We start from the raw sequence: 11436 nt of genomic DNA on the forward strand, positions 1-11436 counted from the left end.
GTCGGCGACCGCCGTTGTGTGTCGGCCACTTTCGCGTGACGACCGCCGGTATGCGTGGGCCACTCCCGCGTGGCGACCGCCGGTATGCGTGGGCCACTCCCGCGTGGCGACCGCTTCCGTACGGTACCCACTTTTCCACCGAATCGGTCGACTCCGTGTCGGTCGATGAATATAATATTCGTAAGTTATTTATCTGGGGTTTCGCATCGTACTAGTCGGATGCTACCGATAGACTCGTTAACAGGGAGTGCACCGCTCGTCGTCGACACGATACTGAATCCGATCGTCGTGTTGGCGATCGGGATCGGACTCGTGGTGCTGTTCATGATGCGGTTGAACCTGCCGGCGTTTCTCGCGTTGATCCTCGCCACGTTCGGCGTCGGACTCATCTCGCCGAGCGTGGCGCTGGCCGACATTCCGTCGTCGACGGCAAGCACCTTCGGATCGATACTGGGTGCGGTCGGGATCCCGATCCTGATGGCCGCCCTCATCGGCAAGTGTCTGATCGAGAGCGGGGCCGCCGACCGGATCGTTCGGGGATTCCACTCGACGATCGGCGAGGGTCGCGAGGACGTGACGCTGCTCGGCAGCAGCTTCGTGCTGTCGATCCCGGTGTTCTTCGACACCGTGTTCTACCTGCTCGCGCCCATCGCCCGGGCGATGCGGGCTCGAACCGGCGAGAAGATGGGGCTGTACACCACGGCGATCATCGGCGGCGCCTTCGCCGCCCACGCCCTGGTCCCCCCGACGCCCGGCCCGATCGCCGTCGCCGGCGAGTTCGGGATCGACCTCGGGACCGTCATCATCGCGGGGCTGTTGATCGGGTTCCCGACCTCGATCATCGGCGGCCTCGTCTACGGCCGGTGGATCGACGCCCGGATGGACGTCCCGCTCCGGGAGGCGCTCGGCACGACCGTGGAGGACCTCAACGAGACGATGGAACGATCGAACGCGGAGCTGCCGAGTTTCCTCGAGGCGTTCGCGCCGATCGGGCTCGCGGTGATCCTCGTCGCGACGAGCACGATCGCGTCGAACGTCCTTCCGGAGGGATCGCCGGTGATCCCCGTGACGACGTTCCTCGGCGACGCGAACATCGCGTTGACGGTCGCCGCGCTGGCGTCGATCTGGACGTTCTACCGGTTCCAGGAGGGCGACCTCGAGGCGTTCCACGACGAGCTCGTGACCGCGCTCAAGGACGGCGGCAACATCATCGCGATCACGGCGGCCGGCGGCGCCTTCGGCGCGATGCTCGGATCGGCCGGCGTGGGCGATTTCCTCGTGAGCGTGATGCAGAGCCTCGGCGTCGGCCCGCTTGTCACCGCGTGGCTCATCGCCGCCGTGCTGATCGTCTCCACCGGGTCGCTGACCGTCGCGATGATCACGGGCGCGACGATCATGTCCTCCTTCGTCGACCAGCTCGCCGTCCATCCGGTCTACCTGCTGTTGACGATCGGCACGGGCGCCATGTTCTTCGCGTGGCACAACTCCAGCCCGTTCTGGATCATCAACGAGATCGGCGGGCTCGAGCAGGACGAGACGCTCCGCACGTTCTCGTTCGTCGGACTGGTAATGTCGGTCACCGGGCTGATCATCACGCTGATCGTCGCGACGGTGTTCCCGATGGCCTGACCGGCGTCGACGAGGCTCCCGATGATCTGACCGCCCGTCCGACGCGCCCTCCTTCGGCAGTCGAGTCTTATAAGTAGTCGTGTCGCGTGAGATGACCACACATGGACGTCGAGTTCCTATATGAGACCTCGCTCGCGGAGTCGCAGATCGCGACCACCCGCGAGTCCCGGACCGACCACGCCAGCGACTGGGGAACGGTATCCGGCGAGGAGCATCCCCCGGACGTCGTCGTCTGGCCCGAGTCAGTCGAGGACGTCTCCAGCGTCCTCGAGGCGGCCAACGACCGGGGAATCCCCGTCACGCCGTACGCCGCCGGCACCAGCCTCGAGGGGCACGCGGTCCCGGTCGCGGGCGGGATCAGCATGAACATGACGCGGATGGACGCGGTCCTCGACGTTCGTCCCGAGGACTTCCAGATCGACGTCCAGCCCGGCATTCTGGGGTCGGCGGTCGACGACGCCGTGGCCGAACACGGCCTGTTCTTCCCGCCGCTGCCGTCCTCGGGAAAGATCTCGACGATCGGCGGGATGATCGCGAACGACGCCAGCGGGATGCAGACGGTCAAATACGGAGAGATACACGACTGGATCCTCCGGCTCGAAGCCGTGCTCGCTGACGGAACGGTCATCGAGACCGGCAGCAAGGCGAGCAAGACGTCGGCGGGCTACAACCTGCTGGACCTGCTCGTCGGTAGCGAGGGGACGCTGGCGGTGGTCACCGAGGCGACCCTCGAGCTCGCGGGGATCCCCGAGCAGGTCTGGGGCGGGCGGGTCGTCTTCCCGAACCGCACCGAGGCCTCCGCCGCGATCGCCGACGTGGTGCAATCCGGAGTCGACGTGGCCAAGATCGAGCTCATCGACGAGCTGAGCGCGGCGATGGCGAACCGCTACCTCGACGCCGACCTGCCGGACGTCCCGATGGCGTTCGTCGAGTTCCACGCGAACCACCACGTCGAGACGGAGGTCGAGTTCTTCACCGCCATCCTGAACGACTACGACGTCGAGGACGTCGAGATCGCCGAGTCGGGTCCCGAGATGGAGCGGCTTTGGGAGGTGCGCGAGGAGATGGCCTCCGCGCTGAAACACTACGACCCGGACCTCACGATGCTCACCTCCGGCGACGTCACCGTCCCGATCAGCAAGTACGCTGACCTGATCGACCACATCTCGACGCTCGAGGCGGAACACGACCTCGAGATCCCCTGCTTCGGCCACGCCGGGGACGGCAACGTCCACTACACGGTGATGGTTCGTGCCGGCGACGACGAACACCGCGCCCTCGGGAAGCGCGTCGACTCGGCGATCGTCCGCCACGCGATCGAACTCGGAGGAACCTGCACCGGCGAACACGGCGTCGGGATGGGCAAACGGGAGTACCTGCCCGAGGAGTTCAATCGGGCGACCGTCGACGTGATGGAACGGATCAAGCGTGCGATGGACCCCAACGGGATACTGAATCCCGGGAAGATATTCGAGTAGCCATGTGGCCGGAGCACAACGCCGATATCACACGCTCCCCGACCGGCCGCATATGAACGTCGTTCGCGGCGGCTTCGACGTGGTCGATCGCGACGCGCGGGCCACCGCGATCCTGCTCGACCGCTGTGCGGCGTCCGGCGATTCGGTCGTCCGGGTCTGGCGGCCGCCGAAACACGTCGCGTTCGGTCGCCGCGACACGACGCGGGAGGGGTATGCGGACGTCCGGGAGCACGTCTCCGACGCCGGCTACGCGGTCCACGAGCGGGCGGTCGGCGGCCGGGCGGTCGTCCATACGGGGACCACGGTGTCGATCGCCTGGATCGCCCCGGCGGACGACGCCCGGTTCGCGATCCCCGAGCGGTACGATCGGCTGCGCTCGTGGATCCGGGGTGCGTTCCGCGGAACGCGTGCCGAACTCAGCGAGGGGGAGCCGCCGCACAGCTGGTGTCCGGGGGACCACTCCCTGATGATCGACGGGAAGGTCTGCGGCATCGCCCAGCGCGTCACCACCGACTGCGCGCTGACCGCCGCGATCGTGATCGTCCAGGACGTCGACGAGATCGCGAGGCTCTCGTCTCGGATCTACGACGGGCTCGATCTCCCCTTCGACCCGGCGACCGTCGACGGCGTTCGCGAACACGATGCGAGGTTATCTACGGAAGCCGTCATTAATCAGATCGGGTCGGAAATCAGACATTCAGACGATCGTGTGGAACACATCACTGAGGTGATTGACTCGTGATCGACCGTGTTCGATCGTGATCTAACCGTCGGCTTGAGACGCGATCGAAACCGTTCATTCAGCCATTCCATTTAAATAACGATCCAGGAATACGGGCATTTAGACCACCTATTGATGCGTTCGTTCCGAACTACGTTCGAGAAAGGTTGAATCAGACACGAAACCGAGCGGTACTGAGGCTGTTTCGGAAACACAGTGCTCCGACTCTTTCCTTTAAATACACATATCGAATACTATTAATGACATTTATATTTAAATAAGAAAACGATCCGACGGTGATCCCGATCTCGGCGGGTTCGCCATCCGTGATCGGTTCGGGACGCCGGCACTGTGGTCGAGAATGTACGAACTCCGTGGTCTCGGTGTCGCGTGGCTCCGCCGAGTCACTCCGTCACTCGGACGACTTGCTTGCCGATGTTGTCGCCGGAGAACAGTCCGAGGAACGCATCCGGCGCGTTCTCCAAGCCCTCGACGACCGATTCACGGTGTTCGATCTCGCCGCTCGCCACCCACGTTGCGAGCCGTTCGGTCGCTTCCCCGAAGCGGGTCGCGTAATCGGCGACGAGAAGGCCTTCGACTTTCGCGCGCGTCGCGATGAGCAGCGGCAGCTTTCGCGGACCGGTCGGGACGCTCTCGTCGTTATAATGCGCGATCTGCCCGCAGACGGCCACCCGAGCGTCGAGGTTCAGCTTCGTGAACACGGCGTCCGTGATCGGTCCGCCGACGTTGTCGTAATAAACGTCGACGCCGTCCGGTGCAGCCTCCTCGAGCGCAGCGTCGTAGTCGTCGGTCTCTTTGTAGTTGATCGCGGCGTCGAACCCGAGATCGTCGGTGAGCCAGTCGGTCTTCTCGTCCGACCCGGCGAACCCGACGACGCGGCAGCCGTTGCGCTTCGCGATCTGTCCGACGACCGATCCGACCGCACCCGCCGCCCCGGACACGACAACGGTGTCGCCGGGGTTGGGATCGCCGACGTCGAGCAGCCCGAAGTACGCCGTCCGGCCCGGCATCCCGAGCACGCCCAGATAGGCCGGCGGGTCAGCGATCGCGGGATCGACGGGGGCGACCTCACCCGCATCGAGAACGCTGTACTCCGCCCACGTTCCCTCCCCGGTCACGAGGTCGCCATCGTCGTACTGCTCGTCGTTGCTCTCGACGACTTCGCCGACGACGCCTCCTTTCAAAACGTCCCCGACCTCCCACGGTTCCGCGTACGATTCGCTGTCCCGCATCCGGCCGCGCATATACGGGTCGACGGAGAGGTACTCGACACGGACGAGCAACTCACCACCGGCGGGCTCGGGGACGGTCTCCCCCCTGAGTTCGAAACAGTCCGCGTCCGGTTCACCGGTTGGCCGTTCGACGAAGTACCAACTGTGGTTCGTCTCTTTCATACCTCCTTTCGGCTCGTCGCATGAAAGAGACTTCCCATCGTCGGAACCGGGTGGAGATCGTTCTCTACGACACGAATGTAATGCCTTCGTGATGGTTTCGCAGAGCGTGATTCGGATCGAACGTCAGGAGTTGGTGTGAGACGTGATCCATCGAGTATCCGTTTGCTAGCGGCTCCCTCCGAGGGAAGTGGTGCATCCGACAAGTAGCAATACTGAACGGGAGGTCGTCGGCTCTGTCGAAATACTACTTTCCATATGTGTAGTCAAACGAAACTATCGGCGATCCGGCCACCTAAATTATAATATGTATCGTTCAATAGTGATAGTGAATGTCTTCCACAGATATCTGTTACCTTCCGGCGACCGAGATGGCCTCACGGATCCGACGCGGCGACCTGTCCCCCGTGGAGGTCGTCGACGCCCACATCGAACGGATCGAGGCCCACGAACCGGACCTGAACGCGTTCATCACGTTGCTCGCCGAGGAGGCACGCGAGGAGGCGAAGGAGGCCGAGCGGGCGGTCCAAACTGCCGAGGATCTGGGTCCGCTACACGGCGTTCCGATCGCGGTCAAGGACCTGCTCGGGAAGATGGAGGGGCTGCCGCACACCCAGGGCGCGAAACCGCTGGAGAACGTGATCGCTGACGAGACCTCGATCGCCGTCCAACGACTCCAGGACGCCGGGGCGATCGTCGTCGGCAAGACGAACACCCCGGAGTTCGGTCACAAGGGGCAGACGGACAACCTGCTGATCGGCGAAACGCCCACTCCGTTCGATCTCGATCGAACGTCGGGAGGATCCTCGGGCGGAAGCGCGGCGGCGGTCGCCACGGGGATGGTCCCGATCGCGACCGGATCTGACGCCGGGGGATCGTGCCGGATCCCCGCGGCTGCCTGTAGCGTGTTCGGGTACTGTCCGTCCTTCACGCGGGTGCCGCACGTCCACCGTCCAAACATGTTCGTCGCGCCGCCCTTCTACCAGACCGGGACGCTCTCCCGGTCGGTCGGGGATGCCGCGGTGATGCTCGACGTGATGACCGGACCGCATCCCCAGGACCCCTTCGGCTTGCCGGACGACGGCGTCGATTACGTCGCGGCCACGCAGCGATCGATCGAGGGGCTGGACGTCGCATACAGCCCGGATCTTGACGGCTTGTTCCCGGTCGACCCCGAGATCCGGTCCGTGATCGAGGACTCGTTGGGCGCCTTCGAGACGCTGGGCGCGAGCGTTTCGGAGGTGGAGATCGGCATCGAACTGACCTTCGACGAGCTGTGGGACGCCTTTATGGACCACTGGAGCGTCACTATGGCCGGCATCAACGAGGCGACGAAGGCCCAACACGGGATCGACATGTATGGCGATCATCGGGACGACCTCCCCGACTCCGTCGTCGAGAAGATCGAGGACGGACGGCAGCTGGGTGCGCTCGAACTCGGCGCCCAACAGACCCGGATCACGACGTTCTATCGAACCATTCACACGCTGTTCGAGGAGTACGACCTCCTCGTGACGCCCACGCTCTCGATCGAACCGCCGTCCACGGAGTACGTCTCCGGGCCGCCCGAGATCGACGGCCGGGAGGTCCCCGGCGCGTTGGGCTGGTTCCTGACGTGGCCGTTCAACTTCACGGCGACGCCGAACGCCTCGATCCCGGCCGGGTTCACCGACGACGATCTCCCGGTCGGGCTGCAGATCGTCGGTCCCCGGTACCACGACGAACGGGTGTTCTCGGCGAGCGCCGGCTTTGAACGCGTCACCCCGTGGGACCACGCGTACCCGCCGCTGTGAGGAATACGCGGGGATCGCCCCCGCGATGAGCCGGTGCGTTCTCTCGCCCGTCGGACTCCAACCCACGTCCGGATTCGTTCCTGTTCGCGTCTCCCGTCACGGCCCGTTGACTCCACCCTGAATCGCTTCGTCCGATGGGAACTCGTCATAACAAGCCTCGTTCAAGCGAACGGTCACGGGGGTTCCGCTTTCGATCTGTACGAATATGGCGGTCCCGGCGTCCTCAGGAGCGCAGTCCCAGCGTGATCGAGCCGTCCGCGTTCAGGTCGTCGCCGAACGACGCCGTCACGTCGAGACGCGTCCACCGGGCAGCTCACCCCGTCTCCACCGTCGTCCATCCGTCCGGCTCGGCGGCACCGACCTCCACATACTGACGGACCAACTCCGTGTCGTCCGTTTCGATCAGCAGATGGCCGTTATGACGTGAGTCGGTGTAATTGTTGACCGCGAGCAGGAGGGACTGTTGCGGCTCCGAGCGGGTTGCACATCCGGAAACCGCCGCCATTCCGTCCGTCTCTGCGAGGAGGAACCCTCGACGAGTCGGGGTCATATCGGCCGCTTGCGGGGCGAGTGGCATATTCTTTCCCCGCAGTGACAGAGCCGACCGAGAGCGTCGATCGTGTATATGAAAAATCTGATAACGGATACCACACAGAGCTACTGTATGGATGCGGTCAACCCGGCGACGAACGAACGGATCGCGACTTACGAGGCCGATTCGATCGACGACGTCGAGACAGCCCTCTCGCAGGCGGCCGACGCGTTCGAGAACTGGCGGGACGTGCCCTTGCGCGAGCGCCAAAAACTCCTCGCCGACGCCGGCGACGTGCTCCGCAACCGAAAGCGGGAGTGGGCGGAGCTGATGACGCGCGAGATGGGGAAGCCGATCTCCCAAGCCGTGAGCGAGGTCGAAAAGTGTGCCCGGGTCTGTGACCACTACGCCGAGCACGCGAGTTCGTATCTCGCCGACGAGTACCATCCGAGCCCGCCGGGTAGCACGGTCAAGACTCGATACGATCCGCTCGGGCCGGTGCTGGCCGTTATGCCGTGGAACTTCCCGTTCTGGCAGGTCTTCCGGTTCGCGGCGACCTCTCTCACCGCGGGGAACGTGGGTCTGCTCAAGCACGCCTCGAACGTCCCGGGCTGTGCGATGGCGATCGAGGAGGTGTTCCGCGAGGCGGGCTACCCCGAAGGGGTCTTCCAGTCGCTCCTCATCCCGTCGGATTTGGTCGACGACGTCCTCGAAGACGACCGCATCCGCGCGGCGACGCTCACCGGGAGCGGGCCGGCGGGGCGAGCCGTCGCCTCGACGGCGGGTGAGAACCTCAAGAAGACCGTCCTTGAGCTCGGCGGGAGCGACCCGTTCGTGGTGCTCGACGACGCGGACCTCGACGCGGCCGCCGAGACCGGCGCCTGGGCCCGCAACATGAACGGCGGCCAGTCCTGTATCGCGGCCAAGCGCTTCATCGTCCACGAGTCGGTCTACGACGAGTACGTCGATAAGCTCGTTTCCGAAGTCGAAGCCCTCAGTATCGGTGATCCGACGGACGAGGAGACTGACGTCGGCCCACAGGCGCGTCAGAACTTGCTCGACGAACTCCACGAACAGGTCGAGGCCAGCGTCGAGGCAGGCGCGACCGTGCTGACGGGCGGCGAACCGCTGGATCGCGACGGCGCGTTCTACCCGCCGACGATCCTGGGCGACGTTCCGGCAGGGTGTCCGGCCGATAGCGAGGAGCTGTTCGGTCCCGTTGCGGCGGTGTTCGAGGTCGGAAGCGAGGCGGAGGCCATCGAGAAGGCCAACGACACCCGCTTCGGCCTCGGGGCCTCCATCTGGACCGAGGACCGTGATCGCGGGGAACGGATCGCTGCCCGGATTGACGCCGGTTGCACGTACATCAACCAGCTGACGAAGTCCGATCCGCGGGTGCCCTTCGGCGGCGTCAAGGACTCCGGGTACGGCCGCGAACTCTCGGAGGCCGGCATCAAGGAGTTCGTTAATCGGAAAACCGTCTGGATCGAGTAACGGGTACCAATTTCACTCTGCCGTCGGCAGCTCAACAATACATACAGTTCCGGTCGGGGTGTTGTCCTCAACTGAGACGGTCCCTTCGTAGGACGTTACGAGCTTCTCAACCAGATAGAGGCCAATTCCAGTTCCGTCGCTGTCTAATCCTTTCGTATCCTTGCCGAAGATCTCAGATTTCTGATCATCGGGTATGCCCGGGCCGTTGTCCGCGACGCGAACCGTAACAGTCTGATCGGCAGCGTGTGCTGAGACGGCGACTGTCGGTACGTCTTTGTCGTTGTGTTGAACCGCATTTTTCAATATATTTCTGAATACGGAACCCAACAGATCGTCGGCCAGAACGTCCCTCTCGGGGAGTGGCTTGTCGTAGCTGACGTCCGCCCGTGGATACGCTGATCGGACTGCTTCGACTTCGCTGACGATCGTGGCTGCGATCGGGACTCGTGTGAATTCCCGGTCATCCTGCAGCATTACGTCTGCGAGATCTCTCGCCGTTCGTGTGAGTTCGATCGCGTTTGCTGACGAATCGAGTGCGCGATCCATATACTCCCGGCCGTCGTGGTCCCCATCGATATATTCCGTGAGTAAGTCAAGATAACCCGTGACCACCTGTAGATCGTTGCGAATGTCGTGACGAAGCACTTGGTTCAACGTATTGAGTTCATCACGTTGTTCGGTGAGACGTTGTTCGTAGGTTTTCTGTTGGGTAATATCTTGATAGAGCCAGAGATTTCCGCTTCCCTCCGGGAGCGGGTATGGGACGTAGGACCGTGAGAGCGTTCGCCCATCTGCCATCACGAATTCGTCTTCGAGATCGGGTTCCCGACGTTCGAGTAACTCTTCGTTTCGGGTGACGAATCGTCCTGGGTCCGCAAACTGATCCTTCGTATTCTCCGCGGCTTCAGCACAATCGTGCCCGATAAGCGCTTCAGGGGGTGCATCGATGTCGAAGAGGTCGCAAAACGTCTGATTCACGGTGAGAATATCGCGATTCGCATCTTCGACTAACACGCCGATGGGGAGATTCGCTAACAGTGATGACAACACCGTATTCGTCCACGTGAGTTCCTCTTCACGGTGTTTCTTGTCAGTGATGTCTTTATTTATCGCAACGAACCCCTCGATCTCGTCGTCGGCCGTTTTAATCGGGGAGATCGTCTGATCGAGGATGACTTCCTCACCGGCCTTCGTCCGATCGACCATTTCGTGATGCCACGTCTCGCCGTCGAGTATCGTCTCCCAGAGGTCCTGATAGAAGTCGTCATCGTATTCTCCGGAGCTGAGTAACGCTGGCGTCGTTCCGATCACCTCGTCTGCAGAGTAGCCGAAAACCTCCTCAAATGCAGTGTTGACGTACTGAATCGTCCCGTCAATGTCCGTAATATATATCGCATGCCCCGCCTGATTGAGCGCGGCTCGAAGCTGATTCTCCGAGGATGAATTCATAGTACTGCACTGCTGTTCGCTAAGCCACATATATTTTGGCCTGTTGACGGGGGTCGTGTTTAGTTTGTAGCAGTGTGCCAGACGGCGACGGTGTGTACCCACGTTTCAGCTGTGCGTGGAGCGACGTGACTAAACCAGTTTGAGAAGGAAGAGGTACGACGTTTTACTTCACGGAAGACACGTTCGACGCCGTTCCGATTTCCGTGGCGTTCGTCTCTGCAATCGAGGCCATGTCGCTGCAGCGCAGTTTGGAGCTAATCCGCATCATCAACGAGAAACAGTGCCTCACCGACATCGTGTTTCTCACGTCGTTCTCTGAGAAAGATCTCAGTCAATGCAGTCGTATACGTGGAACAGAGCCGAGTATGACGGAATTTATTTGTTGCCGGATCGACGGCAGCGTAGAGCCAATACTGCTGATCAGTGATCCGGATCACACTCTCGTCAACTGCAACCTGATCCGGACTGGTTCCTCCATCAAGTTGTAGATCGGCTTTCTGTACCCAATCGTGAACGGCTTTTCGACCGCGTGTGACTCCCAACTTATCAAGGATAGAGATAGTATTCGAAAGTGAAAGACCAGCAACGTGGAGCCGAATACCAAGCTTCATCGCCGATCGGGATGTTCGCTCGCGCTCCACAAAACCCAAATCGATCCAGTCGCACCCACCGCTGCGGCGTGTGATTTCGGGCAGAGAGCACTCAGAAATCATCTCGCCTCACGTTTCTCCCGTAACTAAACACGACGCCGAATCCAGCTCCGAGAGGACAAGTGATGTTGATTACCGGCCCCTCCGGGGGAGGGGGGTGCGTCCGACAAACGGCAGTAATGAAAGGGTGCTGTAGGCGCTGTAGCCTATTTCTCAGATATAAAGTAAACGAAACGGCCAGTCGTTGAAGACTGCTTCTTGAGCATCCGCGAGCGAAC

General features: G+C 62.3%; 8 protein-coding genes and 1 pseudogene. 5 read left to right on the top strand and 4 right to left on the bottom strand.

The window, feature by feature from the left end; genetic code table 11:
- The first annotated feature begins 219 nt into the window (after positions 1–219).
- The 3 genes from CPZ00_RS07685 (at position 220) to CPZ00_RS07695 (ending at position 3849) form a co-directional block, all read left to right on the top strand.
- Positions 220–1629, top strand: a complete 1410-nt coding sequence (locus CPZ00_RS07685; protein ID WP_096390363.1) for a GntP family permease — start codon at positions 220–222, stop codon at positions 1627–1629.
- Between the two features lie 101 nt (positions 1630–1730).
- Positions 1731–3107, top strand: a complete 1377-nt coding sequence (locus tag CPZ00_RS07690) for an FAD-binding oxidoreductase (RefSeq protein WP_096390364.1) — start codon at positions 1731–1733, stop codon at positions 3105–3107.
- 52 nt (positions 3108–3159) lie between these two features.
- Complete coding sequence (locus tag CPZ00_RS07695; protein ID WP_096390365.1) at positions 3160–3849, top strand: lipoate--protein ligase family protein; 690 nt, start codon at positions 3160–3162, stop codon at positions 3847–3849.
- A gap of 383 nt (positions 3850–4232) precedes the next feature.
- Here the strand turns inward: CPZ00_RS07695 and CPZ00_RS07700 are convergent, their stop codons facing one another.
- A complete protein-coding gene (locus CPZ00_RS07700; RefSeq protein WP_096390366.1) occupies positions 4233–5243 on the bottom strand; it encodes an NADP-dependent oxidoreductase in 1011 nt (336 codons plus the stop codon).
- A gap of 329 nt (positions 5244–5572) precedes the next feature.
- On the opposite strand from CPZ00_RS07700, the gene CPZ00_RS07705 reads away from it, so the two are divergent.
- Positions 5573–7033 carry an amidase gene (locus CPZ00_RS07705; RefSeq protein WP_096390367.1) on the top strand — a complete coding sequence of 487 codons (1461 nt, stop codon included), beginning with the start codon at positions 5573–5575 and terminating at the stop codon, positions 7031–7033.
- Between the two features lie 313 nt (positions 7034–7346).
- Here CPZ00_RS07705 and CPZ00_RS07710 read toward each other — a convergent pair whose 3' ends face one another.
- Positions 7347–7583, bottom strand: coding sequence for a hypothetical protein (locus CPZ00_RS07710; RefSeq protein ID WP_096390368.1), 237 nt, complete (start codon positions 7581–7583; stop codon positions 7347–7349).
- Between the two features lie 114 nt (positions 7584–7697).
- Between CPZ00_RS07710 and CPZ00_RS07715 the strand changes: the two genes are divergently transcribed.
- The gene (locus tag CPZ00_RS07715; RefSeq protein ID WP_096390369.1) at positions 7698–9059 is read left to right on the top strand and encodes an aldehyde dehydrogenase family protein; all 1362 of its coding nucleotides are present in this window, start codon (positions 7698–7700) and stop codon (positions 9057–9059) included.
- 12 nt (positions 9060–9071) lie between these two features.
- Here CPZ00_RS07715 and CPZ00_RS07720 read toward each other — a convergent pair whose 3' ends face one another.
- Entirely contained in the window at positions 9072–10508 is a 1437-nt protein-coding gene (locus tag CPZ00_RS07720) for a PAS domain S-box protein (protein WP_172861800.1), read from the bottom strand.
- Between the two features lie 59 nt (positions 10509–10567).
- A pseudogene (locus tag CPZ00_RS07725) lies at positions 10568–11203 on the bottom strand (IS6 family transposase).
- Positions 11204–11436 lie beyond the last annotated feature (233 nt).

The organism is Halopenitus persicus, from assembly GCF_002355635.1.
GTDB classification, from domain to species: domain Archaea; phylum Halobacteriota; class Halobacteria; order Halobacteriales; family Haloferacaceae; genus Halopenitus; species Halopenitus persicus_A.